This is a genomic window from Litorimonas cladophorae, from assembly GCF_014652455.1.
Classification (GTDB): Bacteria; Pseudomonadota; Alphaproteobacteria; order Caulobacterales; family Maricaulaceae; genus Litorimonas; species Litorimonas cladophorae.
In genome coordinates, this window is record NZ_BMYV01000001.1 from 1,120,284 (window position 1) to 1,142,520 (window position 22,237).

20 protein-coding genes are annotated in these 22,237 nt (G+C 52.7%); 9 read left to right on the plus strand and 11 right to left on the minus strand.

Annotated elements, in window-relative coordinates; all coding sequences use genetic code 11:
* Positions 1-96: 96 nt before the first annotated feature.
* Positions 97-561, minus strand: a complete 465-nt coding sequence (locus IE073_RS05325) for a hypothetical protein (RefSeq protein ID WP_189582280.1) — start codon at positions 559-561, stop codon at positions 97-99.
* Between the two features lie 152 nt (positions 562-713).
* On the opposite strand from IE073_RS05325, the gene IE073_RS05330 reads away from it, so the two are divergent.
* Positions 714-1,190 carry a hypothetical protein gene (locus IE073_RS05330; protein ID WP_189582283.1) on the plus strand — a complete coding sequence of 159 codons (477 nt, stop codon included), beginning with the start codon at positions 714-716 and terminating at the stop codon, positions 1,188-1,190.
* Here the strand turns inward: IE073_RS05330 and IE073_RS05335 are convergent.
* The 5 genes from IE073_RS05335 to IE073_RS05355 all read right to left on the minus strand — a co-directional run bounded on the left by IE073_RS05335 (position 1,187) and on the right by IE073_RS05355 (position 7,133).
* Positions 1,187-1,846, minus strand: coding sequence for a head GIN domain-containing protein (locus IE073_RS05335; protein WP_189582286.1), 660 nt, complete (start codon positions 1,844-1,846; stop codon positions 1,187-1,189). The genes IE073_RS05330 and IE073_RS05335 overlap by 4 nt on opposite strands.
* Before the next feature lie 78 nt (positions 1,847-1,924).
* Complete coding sequence (gene ileS, locus IE073_RS05340; RefSeq protein ID WP_189582289.1) at positions 1,925-4,972, minus strand: isoleucine--tRNA ligase; 3,048 nt, start codon at positions 4,970-4,972, stop codon at positions 1,925-1,927.
* 184 nt (positions 4,973-5,156) lie between these two features.
* A complete protein-coding gene (locus IE073_RS05345) occupies positions 5,157-5,708 on the minus strand; it encodes a hypothetical protein (protein WP_189582292.1) in 552 nt (183 codons plus the stop codon).
* Between the two features lie 518 nt (positions 5,709-6,226).
* A complete protein-coding gene (locus tag IE073_RS05350) occupies positions 6,227-6,613 on the minus strand; it encodes a hypothetical protein (RefSeq protein WP_189582295.1) in 387 nt (128 codons plus the stop codon).
* Positions 6,614-6,677: 64 nt separating this feature from the next.
* A complete protein-coding gene (locus tag IE073_RS05355) occupies positions 6,678-7,133 on the minus strand; it encodes a GNAT family N-acetyltransferase (protein ID WP_189582298.1) in 456 nt (151 codons plus the stop codon).
* A 121-nt stretch (positions 7,134-7,254) separates the two neighbouring features.
* Between IE073_RS05355 and ychF the strand changes: the two genes are divergently transcribed.
* The 3 genes from ychF (at position 7,255) to IE073_RS05370 (ending at position 10,931) form a co-directional block, all read left to right on the plus strand.
* On the plus strand, positions 7,255-8,352 hold the full coding sequence (gene ychF / locus IE073_RS05360) for a redox-regulated ATPase YchF (RefSeq protein ID WP_189582301.1): 1,098 nt from the start codon (positions 7,255-7,257) through the stop codon (positions 8,350-8,352).
* A 57-nt stretch (positions 8,353-8,409) separates the two neighbouring features.
* Positions 8,410-8,868 carry a hypothetical protein gene (locus IE073_RS05365; protein WP_189582304.1) on the plus strand — a complete coding sequence of 153 codons (459 nt, stop codon included), beginning with the start codon at positions 8,410-8,412 and terminating at the stop codon, positions 8,866-8,868.
* A 98-nt stretch (positions 8,869-8,966) separates the two neighbouring features.
* Complete coding sequence (locus IE073_RS05370; protein ID WP_189582307.1) at positions 8,967-10,931, plus strand: DUF11 domain-containing protein; 1,965 nt, start codon at positions 8,967-8,969, stop codon at positions 10,929-10,931.
* Positions 10,932-10,955: 24 nt separating this feature from the next.
* On the opposite strand, the gene IE073_RS05375 is transcribed toward IE073_RS05370, so the two are convergent.
* From IE073_RS05375 to IE073_RS05395, 5 genes are all read right to left on the minus strand, one after another.
* Positions 10,956-11,603: a glutathione S-transferase N-terminal domain-containing protein gene (locus tag IE073_RS05375; RefSeq protein WP_189582310.1), complete on the minus strand. Its 648-nt coding sequence runs from the start codon at positions 11,601-11,603 to the stop codon at positions 10,956-10,958.
* Positions 11,603-12,835, minus strand: a complete 1,233-nt coding sequence (locus tag IE073_RS05380; RefSeq protein ID WP_189582313.1) for a CCA tRNA nucleotidyltransferase — start codon at positions 12,833-12,835, stop codon at positions 11,603-11,605. The genes IE073_RS05375 and IE073_RS05380 overlap by 1 nt, the downstream gene beginning before the upstream one ends.
* A gap of 11 nt (positions 12,836-12,846) precedes the next feature.
* Complete coding sequence (locus IE073_RS05385) at positions 12,847-13,713, minus strand: polysaccharide deacetylase family protein (RefSeq protein ID WP_189582316.1); 867 nt, start codon at positions 13,711-13,713, stop codon at positions 12,847-12,849.
* A 62-nt stretch (positions 13,714-13,775) separates the two neighbouring features.
* Positions 13,776-14,378 carry a CoA pyrophosphatase gene (locus IE073_RS05390; protein WP_189582319.1) on the minus strand — a complete coding sequence of 201 codons (603 nt, stop codon included), beginning with the start codon at positions 14,376-14,378 and terminating at the stop codon, positions 13,776-13,778.
* On the minus strand, positions 14,368-14,973 hold the full coding sequence (locus IE073_RS05395) for a DUF1285 domain-containing protein (RefSeq protein ID WP_233349831.1): 606 nt from the start codon (positions 14,971-14,973) through the stop codon (positions 14,368-14,370). Before IE073_RS05395 ends, IE073_RS05390 begins: the two co-directional genes overlap by 11 nt.
* 31 nt (positions 14,974-15,004) lie before the next feature.
* Between IE073_RS05395 and IE073_RS05400 the strand changes: the two genes are divergently transcribed.
* The 5 genes from IE073_RS05400 to IE073_RS05420 all read left to right on the plus strand — a co-directional run bounded on the left by IE073_RS05400 (position 15,005) and on the right by IE073_RS05420 (position 22,167).
* Positions 15,005-16,030, plus strand: coding sequence for an AAA family ATPase (locus tag IE073_RS05400; protein ID WP_233349833.1), 1,026 nt, complete (start codon positions 15,005-15,007; stop codon positions 16,028-16,030).
* A 1-nt stretch (position 16,031) separates the two neighbouring features.
* Entirely contained in the window at positions 16,032-16,907 is an 876-nt protein-coding gene (locus IE073_RS05405; protein ID WP_189582322.1) for a DUF58 domain-containing protein, read from the plus strand.
* A complete protein-coding gene (locus tag IE073_RS05410) occupies positions 16,904-19,603 on the plus strand; it encodes a DUF4159 domain-containing protein (protein WP_189582325.1) in 2,700 nt (899 codons plus the stop codon). Before IE073_RS05405 ends, IE073_RS05410 begins: the two co-directional genes overlap by 4 nt.
* A gap of 2 nt (positions 19,604-19,605) precedes the next feature.
* Positions 19,606-21,696, plus strand: a complete 2,091-nt coding sequence (locus IE073_RS05415) for a hypothetical protein (protein WP_189582328.1) — start codon at positions 19,606-19,608, stop codon at positions 21,694-21,696.
* A gap of 75 nt (positions 21,697-21,771) precedes the next feature.
* Positions 21,772-22,167 (plus strand): hypothetical protein, encoded by a 396-nt coding sequence (locus tag IE073_RS05420; RefSeq protein ID WP_189582332.1) that lies wholly within the window; start codon positions 21,772-21,774, stop codon positions 22,165-22,167.
* Positions 22,168-22,237 lie beyond the last annotated feature (70 nt).

The following is a 22,237-nucleotide window of genomic DNA, read 5'->3' on the forward strand; positions in this document are numbered from 1 at the left end:
GTCGTATTAAAGACCACAGATGTAGTCAAATGAAAAAATAGAAAGCCCGAGACAAAGCCCGGGCTCAAAATCAGTTTCAGAACGTGAAGGGTTAGCTTAGTTGTTCAAAGTCGCCGCATGCGGCATGCCATTAAAGATTGGATCGAGGTAAGTGGATCGACCACCGCCTTCCCAATTTGAAACATTCTTTATGCAAAAGCGCTTGATTTCAGGCGCTTGCCCGCGCGCCTCGCGTTTGGCTTCTGCCCGCTCAAAAGCACGAATTTCAGACAGGGTAGATGCCGCGCCATTTGCACAGGCCGCGATCACATCGGTTGGTGTTGTATTTGGAACTTGGGTGAATTCTGCGCGGTTGTAAGCGCGATAATTCACACTGACATAGTTTCCAGCCAGGTATTTAACGAAGACCATACGGCGATATTGCGCATTATCGCTAGGCCCAGACTCGATCAGAAGAATCGGGCTGATGTCTGCAGATTGCGCAAAAGCAGGCGCGGAAAATCCCGCGATGCATATAGAGGCTAAAGCCGAATTTAAGGCGTTTTTAAAGGTAGGTTTCATGTGAGGCTCCCACAAAGTCCAGTTACAGCCTTCCCTATAAGCAAGTTAAGGGCCGAATAGAGGCACCATAGGCTTAATTATCATTAACCTATGCTGAATTTTCACCTGACTCTCCGCTTTTCATCCAAGGAAAACCAACCAATAGAGGCGACATGGCCCGCCCTTATCGACATAAACGCAGCGCAGAGTTTTTAACAACGTCCTCAGATACCTCGCCTTCTGTGGAGAGCCTGGCCTTCGATTTTGAAGACGCCGACACGGATGAGATCGAGATCAGGCAAGCTTGGCGCATTTTGGTTGAACGGACCCTCCCCGATGCCGCTGATCTGCATCAGGGTTGGCCTGTTTATCGCAACCATTGTTTTGGGCGCATTCTCTTAGACAATGCGGTCGGACAATTTTGGCGCGACGTTATAAAACCGCCTGCATGGAAAAATACGCCACTGCCCGTCTTGCAAACTGCAATAGATTTAGGCGAAGGGATTTTGAACGGCGACGTCGATATTTGGGCCTTGAATGATGCGAGCCTTTTGATGCGGGGCAAGCCACTCCACGGGAAAGTCGCAGCCAAACGCACCCGACGAAAGCAGGCGCGTTTTACGTCTAAAAAAGGAACGAAATCGCGCTAGCGAATGTGGACCTTGGATAAGAAGGCTGAGGACTTTTGCACGACATCTGGATTACCGTATACGTCGATCTGTCCCATGCCTGCCGCATTCGCGTCGACGCGGTCAGAGGCATAGACCGAAGCTTCGCCCATTCCGGCTAAGTTCACTTCGACGTCACGGCATTTAAGGTCTTTCGCGTCCAACTCGCCAATTCCCGCCATATCAATGACGAGATCGCCGCATTTTCCGCTCAAGTCTAATTCTCCCACGCCTGCGAACTCCAACTCGAACTCATCGGTGTCAATGCGAGAAACATCGCCAGAGACGACACCCGCAATTTCCATCGCCTTAAGGCTCGGAAGGGTCACGACTGCATTCACGCCGTGATTATTATTGTTTTTGCGACCTTCATTGTCTTTGCGGCCCAAAACGAGGGCACCATTTTCGACATAGACATGTATTTTATCCATGTCTTTTTTGGTGCCTGAGGTTTCGACGGAAAAGCCGTCGCCGACCTTCACGTCCAGATGGTAGACACCCTCGATGGTGATTTTGTCGAACCCTTTGAGGTCATAGGATTCTTCGACTTCAACCTCTACGTCATGCGCAAAGACAGAAGGGGCAGTCAATAGAACGGCCATGGCACTGGCGGCTCCAATCAATGTTTTAAACGACATAAGTCTCTCCTTTATCGATATTCGATATAGGAAAGAAACCTAAGCACGTCAATATAATTATCGAAAAACGATAATTTACTAGCCGTCAAAGGCGGCGACTGCAGCGGCATCACGCGGGGTGATATCGCCCTCGCCTTGGAAATATTTCCAACTGCGGTCGCATTTCGTCCAGCCTTTGGCGGCTTTCAAATCCGTGACCAACATGTCGTCACTATCCACCGATAGCTGGCATTTCGACACGATCAGGTAATCTGCCAAGACGTCGGATGGATTCGCGGGGTCAGTGTAATCTGTGGCATCCGTCAGGCCCAAGGCGGCCATTTCGTCGGACAGGCAAGACTTGCTGGCCCGAATACTGGCTTCGAGCGAGGATTTAATCACTCCTTCACGGCGTAACGTTTCGATGGAATCGAAGGCTTGGTCGCGGAAGGTTTGAATGCCGGTCATCGCCTCCGCAATCGCCTGATTCTGCCACGCGGCTGGAGCGTCGCGGAAGACTTCCAAATGCACAGAGCCATCCTCGGATGGGAAGCGAGCTTGCCAGACTTCTTCCATGGTGAAGCACATGATCGGGGCAAGCCATGTGGTCAAGCGCAGGAAAATCTCATTCATAACAGTGCGGCAGGCCCGGCGGCGGGTGCTGTCCAGCGGATCACAATAGAGCGCGTCTTTGCGAATATCGAAATAGAAGGACGACAGATCCGTCGTGCAGAAATTAAATAGCGTGCTGAAAATCCGCTTATGGTCGTGATCTGCGACCCAGCCTTTATGCTGCTCTGTTAGGTCAGACAGGCGATGTAGGACCCATTTTTCGAGCGCAGGCATGTCATCATAAGACACGGCGTCCGCATCGGAATAACCATCCAATGCGCCAATCATATAGCGCAATGTATTCCGCAGTTTGCGGTATGCATCGACATTGGTTTTGATGATCTCATCACCAATTTTTAGATCATTCGTTGTGTCAGAGGACGCGACCCAGAGGCGCAGGATTTCTGCGCCATATTGCTTGTTGATGTCTTCGGGGCTGACAGCATTGCCGAGGGATTTGCCCATCTTCATGCCGTTTTTATCGACGACGAACCCATCGGTCATGACGCCTTTATAGGGTGCTTCGCCATAAACTGCGCAGCTCTCAAGGAGGCTCGATTGGAACCACCCGCGATGTTGGTCGGAGCCTTCGAGGTATAGATCGGCGCGATCAGGCAGATCATCGCGTTCCTTCAAACAGAAAGCATGCGTACAGCCCGAGTCGAACCACACGTCGAGAATGTCAGTGACCTTTTCCCAATCACTCGCATCTTCACCGAGAAAGACAGACGCATCCGTGTCAAACCAGCCGTCAACGCCGTCTTTTTCGACAGCGGCGAGGATACGCGCGTCAATCGCGTCGGCATCGGCACGTTCGGTGTGCAACGCCCCGTCTTTGTGGACCATTAGCGTGATCGGTACGCCCCAGGCGCGTTGGCGAGAAATCAGCCAGTCGGGACGATCCGCAACCATAGTGGACAAGCGGTTCTTGGCACGTGGCGGCCAGAATTGTGTCTCTTCAATCGCGGCCATCGCTTTATCGCGCAAGCCCGCTTTGGACATAGAGATGAACCATTGCGGCGTGGCGCGGCGAATGACAGGCGCTTTGGATCGCCAGCTATGGGCGTCACGCAAGGTCAATACACCCCGCGCGAGCAAGTTCCCACATTCGACCAGCGCTTTCAGGACTTCCCCATTGGCTTTACCGTCTTGGCCACGTTTTTTGCCAGAGGTACGAATAACATCCAGACCTTGGAACCGCGTCGGCATGATGTCGGTGTAACATCCTTTATCGTCGAGCGTCATTGGCACGACAGGGTCGATACCCAGCCCTTCGAGTTTCATCTGGTTTGACGTCCAAACGATATAGTCATCCTCACCATGCGATGGCGCCGTATGGACAAATCCCGTACCTGCGTCGGCGGTGACGTGTGAGCCTTCAAGAAGTGGAACGGGGAAGTCGTATTTGCCTTCGGAGTCCGTCATATTTTTGAGCGGGTGATCGAGAACTAAACCTTCAGGATTGACGTCATCAAGGCGTTTGGCAGATTTAATCAAACCCGCTTTTGCGACGGTGGTCCAAAGATCGTCCGCCACCATGAGTTTATCACCAGGTTTTGACCAAGGCTCAAACTCGCTCTCCTCCATTTCGACGACTTCATAGAGGCCATATTTGATTTTTGCAGAATAGCTGACAGCCCGGTTGGCCGGAATTGTCCAAGGCGTAGTCGTCCAGATAACAATGGAAAACTCTGCATCTTGTAAGAACTCTCCGCCCGTTTCCATTTGACCTTGACCGGAGGAAATGAAGTTTTTCAACGCATCGACATAGCCTTGTTCGTCTTGATCAAGACTCTCCGAGTTCCCGACAATCTTATCGATAATATTAGCGTCGACAGCTCTTCCCCTTCTTTCTCGAACTGGAAACTTCACATAAATCGCCGTCGCCCGACGATCCGCATATTCAACTTCGGCCTCAGCCAAAGCGGTCTGCTCAACAGGGCTCCACATGATTGGTTTTGATCCGCGATAGAGTTGACCTGTGCGAGCGATTTTCAGCAGCTCGGCACAGATACGCGCCTCTGATTCTGGACGCATCGTTAGATAGGGGTTTTCCCAATCGCCGATCACGCCAAGGCGTTTAAATTCGGCCTTTTGGATATCGACCCAATGGGCGGCATATTCGCGACATCGCGCGCGAAATTCGCTGGCGGGGACATCGTCTTTGCTGCGGCCTTTGGCGCGGAATTCTTCTTCGACTTTCCATTCAATCGGCAGGCCATGACAATCCCAACCCGGAACATAATTCGCGTTATGACCCGCCATTTGCTGACTGCGGTTGATGATGTCTTTGTGCACCTTGTTCAGTGTTGTGCCCATGTGAATGTGACCGTTGGCATATGGCGGACCGTCATGCAGCGTCCATTGGCCTTTGGCATTTTCGGCGGCGCGTTGCTTGCCATAGAGATCGAGCTTGTCCCACCGCTCCAGCCATTTTGGCTCGGCTTTGGGCAATCCGGCCCGCATCGGGAAATCAGTTTTGGGCAAGAACAGCGTCTCGCGGTAGTCGCGCGCTGTTGAATTAGAATCTGTCATGGATGTCTCATATAAGAGAGGAATTTGAAGGCGAAGAGAAGCGTGTTCCCGGACGGTGACCCTATTTGAGTAGGGTTTGGCCGACCGGGCCAATAATTCGTATTCGTAAGGCCTTCATGTGCATAGGGGCGCGTTAGCAGGTGAAGCTAAACAGGTCCATAATTTCATGCGGCAACCGCAAAACCTAGACACTCGTCATGTCGCCCGCATCTTCCAGTCCAAAATAAATGCCTCTCTCGGCGGCTTGCAGATCGATGATGTGGCGAATATCGCGGGCTTGGTTTAGACTGGCAAGCGTGAACGCTATCATAAGCCCAACTAAGAGGACCGTTGTCAAAAACCCCGCAATCAATCCATATAGCGCGGCTTCGCCATAAGCAGATTTGAGGAAATGCCCGATCCCCTGCTCTGTCAGCTGGTTCAAGATCGTTAAAATCAGAACAGGCACAGTGACATTGGCGACCAAGGAGACACGAAACCCTTGTGCGGCTTGTTCTAAATTCACGGCAGCGATGGTCCGCAAGGCTTTGACGCGCGCGTCATCCATCTGGTCCAATTTGGCGGCCAAAGGCCCTGCACCGCGATTGTCCAACATACGCGACAATCGGCCCACGCCAGCACGGGTACTGATCCCATTTGTCCACGACTTGCTGGGACGCAGAGCCCCCCGCGTCGGGAAAAGCGCTTCGATCTCCGCCCAATCTTGCATGACTGTATTTTCAGGTGTCTCATCCATAGGGCGGGAGTGCCACAGGGGTATGTTAAGTCAAGACAGGGGTGCGACGACGAGAATGAAATGGGCGGTTTTGAAAGTCTTTCCCGTCGTTTCTGTGTGCTAAACCCTTGTAACAAAGCCTTTTCATACAATCGTATCCCCGTCGCCAAATCCTATGATAAGTTTGTTAGGTTCTTTCGGACATGGGACAGGCGGGGCCTCGCTTGCCGGTTTGAAGGACGGTGGGCCTGAGCATTGAATGGTGAGACATTCGACTGTGCCGGGGCTTTTGAAGTGAGAGCCGACCCGTCAGTCCAAGTGTCTGAACTCGGGGGTTTATGACTGGCCGCTTCATCAAAAACCGCTGCCGCGTGGCGAGTTGGCATGACAACCCGACTCCTGATTTTCGCGTAAAACAACATTTCTATTCTGGTATTCCATCGCGAATATCAACCACGCGGACAGTCCCATTTCTTCGGACACGCATTTTGGCAGACGCCCCAAGAGACGGGAGAGCGGCTGTGAACGATGTCGCTTGTTTACCCGTATTTGGAACGCTCTCCATTCGGGCGGCGGGCGTCCTCCAAAATTCGACGTTTGATCTGCGCGAGCGTGAAACCCAGCGTCCGCTTACGAAATAAGATCGGGTCCACCGCGGCCAATTCATACCGATAGGCGGGTTCATATTTACGCATCATATCTTGATGCATCGATCGGATCATCAACATGTGACCCCCGCGCACCAGCACAAAGTAAAAAGCGAAAAACCCAACAATCGTCGCGTTGTGATCGCGAAAGCGCGGCGCGTCTGATATCATCGAAAACGCAACAAGAAATCCGATCAGCACCACCATCGTCGGCAGCGCAATCCGTTGCAGCCAAACCCGCAAGCAAAGATGATTTCTGACAAGTGTTTCAGGTGTCATACACCTTCATACGACTGTATCGACACCTTGGGTATGGGGCAATTTGGCCGAGATGAGGCGGAGACTAAAGATCTAAGTGGAAAAATTGATTGAAATCCGACGCTGTATATTCGCCAAACGCATCACCGCGTTCAAAACCCCGTTTGACATAGAGCCCGATAGCCGCGTCGAAGCCCGCACCTGACCCTGTTTCAAGGCTCAATCGTTTAAAGCCGCAAGCGGTCGCTTCGGAAATGATCGCTTCCAAAATGGCTTTACCAATACCACGCCCTATTGCGTCTGGACGAACACGCATAGATTTGACTTCGCCCACAGTATCCGAGACTAATTTAAGCGCGCCAATACCCAATAAAACCTCGTCGTCCCACGCCCCAAATAACGTAACGCGCGGGTCTGCCAAACCCGAACTATCCAGCGCGAACACATGTCCCGGCGGCGAATTATCCATCATTCCCGTGAGATGAAGTTCGACGAGTTCTTGGACCTGTGGATCGGAAATATCGACAATTTTGGTTTCCATGAGAAAATATTGAAAGAACCCGACCAAAAAACAAGGGCAAAATCTCTGCAATCTAGCCCTCACGACGTCTTGCACTGAATCTGATCAATCCGTATGTGCGGGCGTCGAAAAGGAGAACCTGATGGGTTTCAAATGCGGTATCGTGGGTCTGCCAAATGTCGGTAAGTCCACACTCTTCAATGCGCTGACCAAAACAGCCAATGCTCAAGCGGCCAATTATCCGTTCTGTACAATCGAGCCCAATGTCGGCGACGTCGCCGTGCCAGAGCCGCGTTTGGACATTATTGCCAAGATTGGCGGCTCGGCGTCCATCATTCCCGCTCGGATGAACTTTGTCGATATTGCGGGCCTCGTTAAGGGCGCGTCCCAAGGCGAAGGCATGGGCAACCAATTCCTTGCCAATATCCGCGAAACAGACGCTATCGTCTACGTTTTGCGCTGTTTCGAAGATGACGACATCACCCATGTCGAAGGCCGTATCGATCCGATGTCGGATTTTGAGACGATCGAAACAGAATTGATGCTGGCCGATTTGGAAAGCCTTGAAAAGCGCAAGCCAGGTCTGGAAAAAAAGCTTAAGCAGAATGATAAAGACGCCCAGCAAACCATCCGCTTGATCGAAATGGCGATTGCCGTTCTGGAAGACGGGAAGCCTGCGCGCACATTGGAAATCGATCCAGATGACGCGAAAGCCTGGCGCATGCTACAATTGCTGACGTCCAAGCCTGTCCTCTACGTCGCCAATGTTGACGAAGACAGCGCCGCCACAGGCAATGACTTCTCGGCCAAAGTTTTGGCCCACGCCGAATCTGAAGGCGCGCAAGCCGTCGTGATTTCAGCTCAGATCGAATCCGAAATGGCCGTTTTGGAAGATGAAGAACAAGCCGAATACCTAGACGCGATCGGCCTAACGGAACCAGGGTTGAACCGCCTTATCCGTTCAGGTTTCACGCTACTGGGCCTAAAAACATATTTTACCGTCGGACCCAAAGAAGCCCGCGCTTGGACATTCCAAGACGGCTGGACAGCGCCAAAATGTGCGGGCGTCATTCATGGCGATTTCGAAAAAGGCTTCATCCGCGCAGAAACTACGGCCTATGAAGACTACGTCGCCAATAACGGCGAAGCAGGCGCAAAAGAAGCCGGTAAAGTCCGCCAAGAGGGCAAGGAATATATCGTTAAAGACGGCGACATCATGTTGTTCAAATTCAACGTTTAGGCGATTTTAACGTCCAATCGTCATAGTCTCGGAATGAACCCTATTCGAGTAAAAACTATGCGTAAATTTCTGCTGACCGCCTTCATAGCCGTGTCTACGGCCGCATCCGCTCACGCGGTGGAACCGGCGCAAACCGCATTTGATTTGCTGTCAGATTTCTCAGCGTCTACAAAAACGTCAGATTACATCAAACTGCAAAGTTCGATCGATCAAACCGAAGCGATGAAGATTGACGCCAAATTTTCGGAGCTGTTTGGCACCCCCGTGGTACAGCGTAGTGGATTGAAGGTGTGGGAAGTCCCCAATGAGACACCCCGTTCGGACCAAGCCGCGTTTACAACCATTATGTGCGGACCTGATCAGAAAGGCGGTATTTACGTGTCCGCCGATCGCCGCGGCAATAAATCCGTCGACACACCCCCTGGGCAGGCCAATAAGGCAAAGCCCTCAAAAGCGCGAATTCCAGCTAAAATTATGCGACGGTCTTCGGTCGCGAGAGTTCCAGACGTCGAGTAGCCAGATCACTGCTTAAAGCCTGCGGCTTTAACACTTTCAAAACGACGCGCTGCATATGATGCGGTGGGATTGTGGGTAGAAGCGAGTTTTCCGGGAAAATGAATTTAAAGCTGAGTCATGTTTGGAAGTATCTCGCTTTGGTGTCGGTGGCGACGCTGAACGCCACAACCGCACATGCGGGTACATTTACCAATACCACAACAGGCGCTATCGGTAATGCGACCGCTTGTGCAGGCGCTCCAGATTTTGGTGCAACGATAACCACTGGCAACCTCGTTCGCAGTTTTACTGTCGCTGGCGAACCAAACGTAGCAGATCTGGACGTAGGTTTCATCGCTTCTCACACTTGGCGAGGTGATATTCGGTTGATTTTACGACCGCCCAGCGGAATCGCCGATCAGGTTACGCTGCTCGTGTCTGACACCTCTGGCGCTGGGAATGACGATAATTACAATATCCGTCTAAGTGATCAGGCAACGCCAACAGTGAACACAGGCTCGCATGACGTTGCGAACAATACAGCAATAGCCCCCTATCAATTCACTGTGAGACCTAGCACCGCGGGAGTGCTTAGCAGTTTTAATGGTACGGATCCAAATGGCACCTGGCAGATGATTATTTGCGACGGTGCCGGGACAGAAGAGGGAAGTTTTATACGCGGGGAGCTTATTTTCTCGGCGCCTTCCGCCGACCTGTCCCTTGCGCTGTCGACGTCAAACCCAGCGCCGGAACAAAACTCATCATTTAACCTTACCGCCCAGATCAATAACGCGGGCCCGATATCCTCGGCCATGACGGCGGAAGTCGCTCTGCCAACGGGCCTGTCCTATATATCTCATACGGGGCCTGGCACTTATGACCCCGTCACAAAAATCGTCACGATTTCATCTACAGTCGCCAGCGGTGCAAATGTGCAAACAGTAATAAACACGTTGACAAACCCCAGCGGCAGTTACGTGACAACAGCCGAAATAAAAACAAGCTCTGTGGTAGACCCTGATTCCACGCCAGGCAATAATTCCACAACGGAAGATGACGATGACACGCTTACAGTGTCACCTACGCCGCCGCTTTTCATATCTCAATTGACCTGCCCCACCGCTGACCAGTTTGCATTAAACTGGACGGACAGGACCGATCCAGTACGCGGCTGGACAACGGGCGAGCTTACGGAAGACTACACTGTAGAAGGGCGCGAGATGAACTTTGTAATCGACGGCGCCACTACACGCTTCATCCCAAGAACATATGGCGGGGCAACATTTGCAACGCCCGCATCCGAGGATCAATTCGCCAACGGAAGCGCTGATTTTGGTGTCTTGCAATATGTTCAAATGGACAATACCGGCGAGACGGTGGACGTCGAGTTTACGGTTGGAACCCTCGGAGAAGGCGTTGACCAATTAGAGTTCGAAATCCGAGACGTCGACAACGGTACGGATGGTAGCGGCTTTGAATGGGCAGACCGTATCACGGTCAGCGGATCGTTTAATGGAACCGACGTCACCCCCATAATCACGACCGGTTCAGCCAATACCAGTACGGGAAACACAATTCTCGGAACAGCAGGCTCCGCAACAGGCTCAAGCGATGGTAACGTCCTTATCAGTTTCACCTCACCCGTCGATACAGTCGGATACACTTACGGTAACAGCGGAACAACCGCGACATTGGCCGTGCAAATCATATCGCTCCAGCGGATCACGATGTGTCCTGCAAAAGTGGCTGATCTGAGCGCAGTGAAAACCGTCGAAGTTTATGATCCTGGCGCACTAGGGCTTTACATGACACCTGGAAATGAAGTGCTTTACAAAATCACGGTTACAAACTCGGCAGCAGCAACCGCGGACGCCGAGGATGTCGATATCAGCGATACGCTTCCAGAAAATTTGAAATTTGTTTCTGCAACGACGACTGGGTTCTCCGGCGGCGCATTCGGGTCTCCTCCCCTTCCAGCGCCTAACACAGATTGCGCCGTAACGTCTTGCGTCATTCGATATTCAGGCGGAGATGTTCCAATCGATACGACCGCAGAAATTCAGGTTCGCGCAATGATAAAATAGGCGAGCCTGCGAAACACGTGAGCCCTAGCTATTCACGGCATCTGTTTCGGGCAAAATATGCGCTTCGGTGAACGCAAGAGCTTCCCATTCCAAATAGTGCGGATCGCTCATCAGTTCGGAAATATAGACGTCTGAACGCGTTGTTCGTGGCAGTCCGTAGCTCTCAAAGCGGGTCGCGACAGGTAGGTAAAATGCGTCCGCTATTGTCCATTCGTTAAATAGAAATGGTCCATCGTGACGGCCCAATAGTTCGTCCCACATGTCAGAGATCTCAGCCGCCTCTACAAGGCAGTCGGCAGGCATGACACCCTGGGTCCGGCGCCGCAGGTTCATCGGGGCTTCGCGGCGAATAGCTTCAAATCCAGTATGCATTTTCTGCACGACAGCCTTCGCCTCGGCCCAAAGCGCTTCGTCCTTTGGCCACAAATTAGGTACAGCTTTTGCGCAAAATTCCGCTATGGCCAAACTGTCCGGGATAACGGCCCCATTAACGTCCAAGGCGGGAACCGTCCCTGCATCGCTGATTTGCAAAAGTTTATCTTTGTAGCCCGGAACATCCAAATCAATCATGACAGATTGAAACGGCAACTCCGTTTTCCGGAGAATTTGCCAGGCCCGCAGCGACCATGACGAGTAGTTGTAATTGCCGATATAAAGTGTGAGATTTGACATTAGTAACCCATAAATTTCAACGCAGCGAGAAGCTGCGGTTTTTCAGTTGAGAAGCCAGACCGCACCCAAAGCGCTTCAAGAGCCCGCATGGCTTTGCCCATGGCGGGGCCTTTGGGAACTCCAGCTTGCGCTAGATCTTTCCCTGTGATCGGAAATTTGGGGGGCTGCCACCCCATCGCTAAATCCGCCAAAACCATCCACCGCGAAGATTGGATCGGATCACTTTCGCCGGCCGCACGCAAACGCGATCGGTCCAAAATGACCTGTTTACCTGATCGGTAAATGGCGGCCAGCCGATCGCGTTCCGGCATATCTGTTGACAATTGCGCCCCGTCATCAGCCCATCCGCGCAGGCGATTTGTCTCTGACTTGCTCATCTTCAAACGCTTAGTGAGTAAAGCCATTTGCAAAGGTTCGCGCGGGCTCATGGCCATGAGGCGCAATAGCGGATCGGGCTTTAATCCCTCGCGCGCTTCTAACCGGATGATGGCTTCCAGACCGTCAACATTATTAGCTTCGGGCAAAATCGTTTCCAAAATCCCATTCGTCAACATGATGTGACAGGCCCGAATTGGGTTTGGTGCGGAGAGTAAGTTTTTCACCTCCATCCAAACTCGTTCGGAGGACAATTTTTTCAATCCGGCTTGATGCTCGCGACACGCTTTTAGGGACGCGGCGTCGACCTTCTCTTGCCCCCCATACCAAGCTAAAAATCGAAAGAAGCGAAGTATACGCAAATAGTCTTCTTGGACGCGCGCTGCCGCTTCGCCTACAAAACGAAACTTGCGCGTTTGAATGTCCTCTAGGCCCAACCCAGTAGGATCATACACAACGCCATCCCAATCGGCATAAAGGGCGTTAATCGTCAGATCGCGGCGCTGCGCGTCCTCAGACCATATGGTCGTATATGATACTGTCGCGCGGCGGCCGTCCGTTTCTACGTCGCGGCGCAAACTTGTAATCTCATACGGCTGCCCTGCGATCACAGCGGTTACTGTGCCATGTTCAATGCCTGTTGGAATATTGCGAATGCCGGCGTGATTTAGGGCGGCGATCACCTCTGTGGGTTCTAACTGGCATGCCAAATCTGTATCGGCCACAGGCGCACCCCAGAGTGCATTGCGCACGCACCCGCCGACAAAACGCAGGCTGCCTTCGGGCATCGCATCGAAGAGTGCGTTTATGGCTGCATCGCGCATCCATGGAAATTGCTTCGGATCGAGTTTCATCATTGCGCTTTACTCTAAAGACCCAAGGCGTCCATGGTCGCTCGACCGAAATTGCTGTATTTTTGCGGATAAGGCGCAAGGTCGAGGCCACTCTCTAATCTTTTGAGCGTCAGCCAATTTCGTCCATTTGTCGGTTCGGGTGGAACATCATGGTAAGATTTCATGCTTAGTGCATCACGCGCATCTACAAACGCCCATCCATCATCTTTAAGCGCCAGCAGAACATCCTTCAAAAATAATCCGTTGAGAATATTGTGATGCATAAGTGTGAGGTGCGGTAAATTGATATAGCCAAGGGCTTGGGCAGCATTGTCCCAATGATTGGCAAGCCTAACACACATGTTCACATAATAATCACGGTAAGGCGTCAGGTCCGTATTGGGGTCTTCCCGCAGACGCGCTTCGAGACGGCTACTTGTGTACCAATCCACGGTGTCAAAAGTGACCGGCGCGTTCAAAAGTCCCGCAAATTTAAGCCCTGCGAACAAAGCTTCTTGTGTCGCGCGGTCTTTGCCATCGTCTAGAAACGGGAACCGAAAGTATTCGGACGCAAATCCCTGCGCCGCTAAAAACTCACTGTTTCGATCAATATCCGCAAGATAGGAAAATGAAGTCGTCTCATTCGCATGCGTGTGCGACCACGTGTGGTTCTCAATCAGATGTCCTCCCTCTCGCCAACTCGAAAGCACGGCCTTACCCCAGGATGTATCGACAAATGATCCCGTCACAAAGCCAGCCGCCTTGTGGTTGACGGCATCAAAGGCCGCGAGAATATTTTGATTCCGCGCGGCTAGGCTGAGACCTATGTCAAAATTTTGATTAAAGTCATCCATCGTGATGGCTATGCGCTTCACATGAGTTGACGCTGGCGTTTCAGCCATTTTAACGCGAGGGCCGCAGGCCGACAGAGCGGCTGATCCCCATAAGAAATACCTTCTATTCATCAATCAGAACCCTCTTCAAACCCGCGTTGCCAAAGGCGATATAAAGTCATGGCTGTCATTCCCCAAATATTTCGATGCGTACCGTCAGGTTCATCATAGGGCATATCGAAAAGCACATGTGTTTGGTCGTCAAAAAAGACCTCTCTGCGGACGTGGTTGGCTTTATTCATTAGAAACGACAAGGGCACTTCAAAGACGCTCTCGACCTCCCGTGGGTCGGGCGTTATGGTGGCATTGGGGTCGATAATCCCAACAAATGGCGTAATGCGGTACTGGCTGACAGCGTTGAAACTCGGTAAACGCCCCAGAAGTTCAATATGAGCGTTTGCCACGCCGATTTCCTCTTCCGTTTCACGAAGTGCGGTCTGAGCGATCGCCTCGTCGTCTTCCGCCTTTCCACCAGGAAACGCGATCTGCCCGGGATGAGATGGCATTGTTTCAGGACGTTGAGTCAGAACCACCTGCCATTCTGACCTCATGACCAGCGGACATAATACAGCGGCAACACGCTGACCGTCGCGTTTAACCTCGTCGGTTCCATCGGTTATAGAAAGCGGTAGAAGCGCTCGGCGGACGCCCGTCAGTTCCGCATCAAAGGTCATGAGACCCAGCAGGACCAAGTGGGAAGAAAACACCGCCTGCCCAAACGCCTAATTGCGGACCATCGTCAGTCTCTCGTTCGACGGCCAAATTTACAAGCTCATAAAATACAGGTCGGGATAATGCCGCTTCTAGCCGCCCCCAGACACCCACGTACGGGTCAGGCTCGCCTGTGACAGGATCCGTCTCAACTCGAATTGGCGTGTCCTTTCCAGCCTCGACGACATCACCCAGATTTGTCGTGAAAAATAACCTCTGCGCTTCACCCTTACCTTTCGCGTCAACACGAACCGCGATAAAATGAGCGCGTTCAACGGTAATGGACAGCTTTTCCGCGGGTGTCACCAAATAGGTCACGCCGTCCTCGTCCTTACGCAAAACAGAGGCAAAGAGTTCGACCATGCCCTTGCGCGTGATTTTGGATCCTTCATGCCACCATGATCCATCGCGTTTGATGACAATATCGATCTCCCCACAAAACTCGGGATTCCAGCGCTCAACAGGCCGGCGATCGTCGGAGGTGTCGGCCAAGGCGTCCATCAAATCTTTGAGAGAGAACTGCGACTTACCGCCATTTAAGGTGTTTGGGGTGGACAATGGTTTTATCAGCTTTCATGCGGGTGTTTAAATGAGTCCCGAACACTATTCACAGGCCACCAATTCGATGCAAGACATTACCGCCACAATAGAAAATGCCGCAGGGGTGGCCAGCGAGCGCCTTCGCACGGCGCGGGAGAACATCGGCTCGGTTGTTTATGGCCAAGATCAAGTGGTCGAGCTGGCTATTACAGCGATCCTATCAGGGGGGCATGCCCTTCTCGTCGGCGTACCTGGGTTGGCGAAGACACTGCTCGTGGAGACGCTTGGCACAGTCTTGGGACTTGATGAAAAACGTGTTCAATTCACACCTGACTTGATGCCTGGGGACATTCTGGGCTCAGAAGTCCTCGAAGAAACGGCCAAAGGCAAACGCGAATTTCGGTTCATTCCCGGCCCTGTCTTCACGCAGCTACTGATGGCAGACGAGATCAACCGTGCTAGCCCGCGCACACAATCTGCCCTTCTCCAAGCTATGCAAGAAAAAATGGTGACGATTGCGGGTGTTCCGCACAGCTTGCCAAAACCGTTTCATGTGCTCGCAACCCAAAACCCAATAGAGCAAGAGGGCACCTATCCCCTTCCAGAAGCTCAACTCGACCGCTTTTTATTGCGCATCGACGTCAATTTTCCAACGCTCGAAACGGAACGCGATATTTTAGTGCGCACGACGGGAGCGAGTGACGCCAAAGCGAAGAAGGCTATTACGCCGAAACAGCTAATCGAGATGCAAGCCTTGGTTAGAAAATTGCCTGTCGGCGAAAATGTGCTCGAGGCCATTCTATCGCTTGTCCGAAATGCCCGACCCGCGCAAAGCGAAATCGAAAGCGTTCGCAACCAAGTGAGTTGGGGTCCAGGACCGCGCGCCGGACAAGCCCTCATGCTGGCTTCCCGCGCGCGCGCACTGATTGACGGACGTTTGTCGCCATCTATTGATGACGTTCTGGCGCTGGCTCAACCTGTCTTAAAACATCGCATGGCGTTGAACTTTGCGGCACGAGCTGATGGGCAATCTGTAGAAAGCGTCATTGAAACACTGAAAGACCGCATCCGCTAAGATGGCGCGTCTCGCCCGACACCGCGATATTCGTACACAGGCCCTGTCCCTTTCACAGGGTTACCCCGCGCTACTCGCCGAAGCAGAGCGTGTTGCAGCAGTTGTTGCATCGGGTGTGCATGGTCGGCGACGCGCAGGGCAAGGCGAAACTTTCTGGCAATATAGAAATTACCAAACAACTGACGCTGCCAGCCAGATTGACTGGCGCAGGTCCGCACGCGGCGACCAAGTCTTTGTACGCGACAATGAATGGGAAGCCGCCAATACAGTCTACCTCTGGCCCGACACACGCCCCGGGATGGAGTGGGGGAGTGACAAAACCCTCCCCACAAAAGCCGATCGCGGACGTGTGTTAAGCCTCGCAATCGCGAATCTGCTGATGAAGGCAGGCGAGCGTTGTGCGCTCATCGGTTTACAAGACCGCGCGAGATCAGGCCGCGTCGGATATGAACGGCTGGCCGAGGCCATGATGCGGGATCAAACAGATGAACGCGCGCTGGATGCCGATATTGCGGCGCACTCCCGCTTGGTTATTGCGTCTGACTTTCTCGATCCCGTCGAAGACTGGCGCAGGCGTCTGTCGCGCCTGTCTGGGCGCCCTGTGACAGGGATTATGCTGCAAATAATCGATCCGGCTGAGGAAGCGTTTCCTTATAAAGGTCGTGTTAATATGAGTGCACCAGCTAGCGGACGACGGTTTTTACTAGGTCGGGCAGAAACCGCCCGCGAGGAATATCAAAAGCGTCTCGCAGATCACAACGCGCAAATCGCAAACACGGCCTCCCGCCTAGGCTGGACGCTCATTCGCCACCGCACGGATGAACCTGCCACGATGGCTCTAAATGCACTTTACCAAACTTTAAGTGGCCAAACATGAGCTTTGTGGGATTTACATTCCTTGCACCTATCGTGCTATTCGGACTTCTCACACTTCCTATCGTTTGGTGGGTTTTGCGGATTAGTCCGCCGCGACCACGTGACCAAGTTTTCCCACCTTTACGAATTTTAGAGGGCGTCACCGCCGAAGAAGAAACACCCGCAGGAACGCCCCTGTGGCTGCTGCTCTTCCGATTGTTGATGGTCGCGTTAGTCGCGGCCGCACTAGCGCAACCGATCTTACAATCCTCTCAGACCCAAACGCAAAAACGTCCTGCGATCTTCATTGATCAAAGCGTATTTTCAGCGCCTGTCTGGGACGAAATGATTGATGAGGCCGAACGTATTGTTCGCGACGCGCAGCGTAACAATCTAGACGTAAGCCTCATCCCGTCGCAAAGCGAAGCTCTTGGTTACCGTCCTGCACGAGAAGCTCTTGAAACTTTAAAATCTCTGCAACCCGTGAATTATGTTGGAACACGGGAGGCTGTTGATCCTGCATTTTACGCGGATGCTGACGCTTACGTTTTGTCATCAGGTCTGATCGTTGACGATGGCTTTAATTTTCCCGAAGGCTCCATTTTTTTTACGCCTGAGGTGCAACCTACCCTACTGCCCAGCGGTATTCGTGAAACCGCTCAAGGCTTTGATAGCGACTGGTATCGCCCTTCTACAACGACGCCCCTCACGCACACGATTGATGCGTTAGGTGCGGGTGGCGGTGTGATTGCGTCTGAAACTTTGCAGTTTTCGCCTGGAGCCGATCTGGCCACAGTTAGATTTGTTTTGCCCGCTCAGTTGCGGTCTAAAGTTTCGCGATTGCGGGTCTCAGGATTGCGCGCCGCGGCGTCCTTCAAACTTCTCGACGATAGCTTTGGACGCCCACTCGTTGGGGTTCTGCGTGCGAATGCAGACACGTCTAGCCCGCTGCTGACGGAGCCATTCTACGCCAAGCAGGCGCTTCTGCCTTTTGCCGATGTGTTCGAAGGCGATCAGGATACGCTGTTAAGCCTCCAACCTTCGATTTTGGTAATGCCGGATAGCCAACGAAGTGACGATGATGCCGTCCGCAATTTCGTTGAAGAGGGTGGCATTCTTATTCGTTTTGCCGGACCGCGACTGGCGAAACGCCAAGATGAATTGCTGCCCGTGCGTTTGCGCGGCGGCGATCGCGCCATTGGCGGCGCATTGGCTTGGGAGTCCCCGCAGAAATTAGCGGCCTTCGGAACAGACTCACCTTTTGCAGGCCTGGCCATTCCAGATGATGTCACCGTCTCCAAACAGGTCATGGCCGAACCTGGAATCGAAACAGATGTCCGGACATGGGCGCGTTTAGAGGATGGCAGTCCCATCGTCACCAGTGCCCCCTTGGGGCAAGGTCGCATCGTCCTCTTCCATGTCACGGCTGGCCCAGCTTGGTCCAATCTCGCGATTTCGGGTCTTTATGTGGACATGCTCCAACGCCTCCTTCCACTCGCTAAGGGCCGAACGGTGGAAACGACGGAGACGACTGCAGATTGGACATTAGACCGAGAGCTTGATGCATTTGGGCGATTGCAAAGCTCGCCGCCGGGATTGCTCACAATTGATAGTGCGGCGTTCGGTGCGGCCACAGCCTCTGCCGACACGCCTCCAGGCACCTATCGTCAAGGCACACGAACGCGGGCTCTTCCTGTTGTTCGGGACGCCACAACCGTGAAAGATATTACTGTGCCCAGTGGAACACGTATCCAAGCCTATGGTGAGGTTTCCGATACCTCGATCATGGGCCGTCTTCTCGGCCTAGCACTCTTTGCCTTAGCTATAGACGCATTGTTTGCCCTAATCGCTTCGGGACGGCTTAATTATCTGCGGCCGGTGCGTGGCTTAGCCGTGATTATTGCGATGGGTCTGTTTGTCTCAACGGATACGTCTGCCCAAGATGACAACCGTATTTTGGAAGCTGCGACAGGACTTCATTTCGCTTATATCGAAACTGGGGATGCCCGTAGAGATGACCTATCGCGATTGGCCATGGAGGGCTTGAAAGAACAACTCACAGGGCGGACAACCATTGAACCCGTCGGCGTTCATGGAGTCGCCCCCGATGCAGAAGCCTTGGAAATGTACCCGTTCCTATATTGGCCTATCAGGCGGGACACACCTGCTCTGACGCCGGCAGAGCGCCTGAAAATAAATGCCTATATGGCCGCCAGTGGTACCGTGATTTTCGACACGGGCGACGAAGGTGATCGTGTTTTACGCGCGGGACAACCGCACCCCGGCCTGCAACGCGTCACTGAGGGTCTAGACATTCCGCGATTAGTCGAAATTCCAGAAGACCATGTACTTACAAAATCATTCTACCTGCTCCAAGTCTTCGCCGGACGCTGGGCGAATGGACCTGTTTATGTTCAAGCGGGCGAAGCCGGGTCTGGCGGACGCGACGGCGTTTCTCCCGTGATTATCGGGTCGAATGACTGGGCGGCAGGTTGGGCCGTCACAAATGCCGATGGCGCCGCGGTAGAGCTTGAAAAGGACATCCCGCGTCAACGGGAAATGTCGATACGATTTGGCGTCAATATTGCGATGTACGCCCTGTCTGGGAATTACAAAGCCGATCAAGTTCATGCGGCCGCTCTCGTTGAGCGTTTGGGCGCAGGAAACCTACCCTTACCCGGCGAGACCTCGACCAACCCAGAACCGGAAGGGCCATAATCGTGGAAAACCTTTTCGGAAATCTCGCATTTGATCCATTGCTTCCAACGCCATGGATCTATGGTCTCGCAATCCTAGTTTTCATTGCGTCTATTGCCGCTGGCGCAGGGCGATTGCGCAGTCAATTCACGCGTCTCACAGCTGGACTATTTTTGCTCATCGGCGTTTTAAATCCGCAAGCGTTAGAGGAAGATCGCAAAACGCTACCCGACACCGTTATTGTTATCGAAGACCAAAGCGATAGCATGACATTCGGTAATCGAAGTGAAACGCGCGACACTATTTCGGCCGACCTAAAGGCAAAATTCCGCGCCGACGGACAACTTGATATAATCTCTATATCCGTGCCTCAGAATGACGATGGCACATTGCTGGCCGCTGCACTGACGGATGCACTCGCTGCCGCGCCATCCGATCGGTTGGCAGGGGTAGTCGCCCTCACCGATGGGCGCGCGCACGATATCACCGATGCGGTTTCAACCTATCTGCCAGAAGGCGTTCCCTTTCACAGCCTCATTATTGGCGCAGCAGATGCCCGAGATCGTCGTATCCTTGCAACGAAAGCGCCTAAATTTGGGGTTGTTGGAGAACAAGCAGAATTCGAAATTCTCGTCGATGATCCGGGCTATGAAGGCCAGCGCGCTCGTATCGAACTGAAACTAAACGGTACCGTAAAAGCGCGTTTTCCAATTACCATCGGGCGAGCGCTCTCTGTACCGTTAGAAATCGAACGTCGCGGAAGTAACACCGTCGAACTAAATGTGGAAAGTGTTGAGGGCGAACTCACGCTGAATAACAACCTCTTCGTGTCCGAAATTCAAGGTGTTAGAGACCGCTTGCGCGTTTTGCTTATAACCGGCGAACCTCACAGTGGCGGTCGCGCATGGCGGAACCTTCTGAAATCAGACCCCGCGCTCGACCTGGTTCAATTCACGATCCTGACGAGCAGTAACAAGTTTAGAAACGCCCGTGAGAATGAGCTTTCGCTAATTCCATTCCCAACACGCCAACTGTTTGAAGAGCGCCTCGACGAATTTGATCTAATCATTTTTGATCAATATGAGCGACGGTCCATACCTCAACGCGGAGGCCGATCTCGTCCTACCATTCCGCCGCAATACTATCAAAATATAACACGCTATGTTGAAAATGGTGGCGCACTACTTCTCGCGACAGGTCCTGCTTTTGCGACCCAAGCCAGTCTGTATAGAACGCCTTTGGTGAATGTTTTACCCTCTCGGCCGACGGGTGAAATTCTTACCGGAGCCTTTAGGCCTGAACTGAATGAGAAGGGCCGCCGACATCCGATAACCGCAGATTTTGCCGGTACCGAAGATCAATCTTGGGGCCCGTGGTATCGCGCGATCGACAATGACCCTATTAGTGGCGACGTTCTAATGGATGGTCCCGATGGCGTTCCTTTATTCGTGATTGATAAAGTTCGCGAAGGACGGGTTGCGATGTTGATGAGTGATCAAGCTTGGCTTTGGGCGAAAGGTCACAACGGCGGCGGTCCCTATCGCGAAATGTTCCGCCGGACAGCCCATTGGTTGATGGGCGAACCTGAATTGGATGCCGACATTTTATCGGCAGTGAGGGATGGAGATGACATTATCATCACGCGCCGATCCCTTGATGATGTTGACGCTCCTGTCGATGTGACTGCGCCTGACGGCACCCAAAGTCGCGTCGAGCTGGACCGTGTCGCGCCAGGGCTCTATCGCGCGACAATTCCGCTTTCAGGACAAGGCGCATATCGTTTGTCGAATGACGGTATCTCCACGATAACGGCGGTCGGTGCTCTCAATCCGAAAGAATATGCTAATTTGCTGCCAACCCCTGATATTTTGGAGCCGCTTTCCATTGGGACAGGCGGTGGCGTATTTTCCGTCGGGTCAGACCCGTCCACCCTACCCGCGATACAGCGACCAAGCTCTGGCAGAGCGACATCGGGCACTGACTGGATTGGACTTGTTGCGCATGACGCCTATACGGTTACACAAAGTCGCCGCACACCTTTGGCTCCCGGACTGTTTCTGTTTGCTTTCTTCTTCGTATTTGTGATTTGGGCTTGGCGTCGCGAAGGGCAGTGAAGCTAAAAATCTTCACCTCTTATTCAGGCAACTCGGATTATGTTCCCCAAAGAAAAAGAATTAGGAATCCTAGGAATGCGCAAAACCCCGCTGATTACCGTGATTGCACTCGCAGGCTTTGCGCTGTCGGGATGCGGCGTCCACAAGGTTGTGACAACTCCTGTTAAAGGGGCCTATCACGCAACTAAATTCGTCGGCAAGACAGCCGTCGGCGGCACCAAAATGGTCGGAAAAGGCCTCTGGGCAACCGGCAAAGGCGTCTACTATGTAGGATCTGTCCCCGTTAAGATCACAGATGCCGCGTTGGACACAACATCCAAAGTGCTCACGATCACCACGCAAGCTGTCGATTTGACTGGAAAAGTTGTAACCGTTTCGCGCAATGTAAATGCCGCTCGTCTCGACGCAGAGTTGGCCAGTCTCAAGACGGCAAAAAATGTACTCTCAGTCTTTGTCGACGTCGCAGCTTAGCGCGCACGGGAACAAACCTTCCTAAATTTCCAAAGGGGCTCTGACACGAGCCTTTGGCAAATCCCCGTTA

Bases quoted from the DNA above. Each gene is read 5' to 3' on its own strand.
- IE073_RS05400 (WP_233349833.1), top strand. From the start codon at position 15,005: ATGAGTCCCGAACACTATTCACAGGCCACCAATTCGATGCAAGACATT.
- IE073_RS05365 (WP_189582304.1), top strand. From the start codon at position 8,410: ATGCGTAAATTTCTGCTGACCGCCTTCATAGCCGTGTCTACGGCCGCA.
- IE073_RS05330 (WP_189582283.1), top strand. From the start codon at position 714: ATGGCCCGCCCTTATCGACATAAACGCAGCGCAGAGTTTTTAACAACG.
- IE073_RS05385 (WP_189582316.1), bottom strand. From the start codon at position 13,713: ATGGCTGAAACGCCAGCGTCAACTCATGTGAAGCGCATAGCCATCACG.
- ileS (WP_189582289.1), bottom strand. From the start codon at position 4,972: ATGACAGATTCTAATTCAACAGCGCGCGACTACCGCGAGACGCTGTTC.
- IE073_RS05355 (WP_189582298.1), bottom strand. From the start codon at position 7,133: ATGGAAACCAAAATTGTCGATATTTCCGATCCACAGGTCCAAGAACTC.
- IE073_RS05350 (WP_189582295.1), bottom strand. From the start codon at position 6,613: ATGACACCTGAAACACTTGTCAGAAATCATCTTTGCTTGCGGGTTTGG.
- IE073_RS05370 (WP_189582307.1), top strand. From the start codon at position 8,967: ATGAATTTAAAGCTGAGTCATGTTTGGAAGTATCTCGCTTTGGTGTCG.
- IE073_RS05380 (WP_189582313.1), bottom strand. From the start codon at position 12,835: ATGATGAAACTCGATCCGAAGCAATTTCCATGGATGCGCGATGCAGCC.
- IE073_RS05345 (WP_189582292.1), bottom strand. From the start codon at position 5,708: ATGGATGAGACACCTGAAAATACAGTCATGCAAGATTGGGCGGAGATC.
- ychF (WP_189582301.1), top strand. From the start codon at position 7,255: ATGGGTTTCAAATGCGGTATCGTGGGTCTGCCAAATGTCGGTAAGTCC.
- IE073_RS05390 (WP_189582319.1), bottom strand. From the start codon at position 14,378: ATGACCTTTGATGCGGAACTGACGGGCGTCCGCCGAGCGCTTCTACCG.
- IE073_RS05420 (WP_189582332.1), top strand. From the start codon at position 21,772: ATGCGCAAAACCCCGCTGATTACCGTGATTGCACTCGCAGGCTTTGCG.
- IE073_RS05325 (WP_189582280.1), bottom strand. From the start codon at position 561: ATGAAACCTACCTTTAAAAACGCCTTAAATTCGGCTTTAGCCTCTATA.
- IE073_RS05410 (WP_189582325.1), top strand. From the start codon at position 16,904: ATGAGCTTTGTGGGATTTACATTCCTTGCACCTATCGTGCTATTCGGA.
- IE073_RS05375 (WP_189582310.1), bottom strand. From the start codon at position 11,603: ATGTCAAATCTCACACTTTATATCGGCAATTACAACTACTCGTCATGG.
- IE073_RS05335 (WP_189582286.1), bottom strand. From the start codon at position 1,846: ATGTCGTTTAAAACATTGATTGGAGCCGCCAGTGCCATGGCCGTTCTA.
- IE073_RS05405 (WP_189582322.1), top strand. From the start codon at position 16,032: ATGGCGCGTCTCGCCCGACACCGCGATATTCGTACACAGGCCCTGTCC.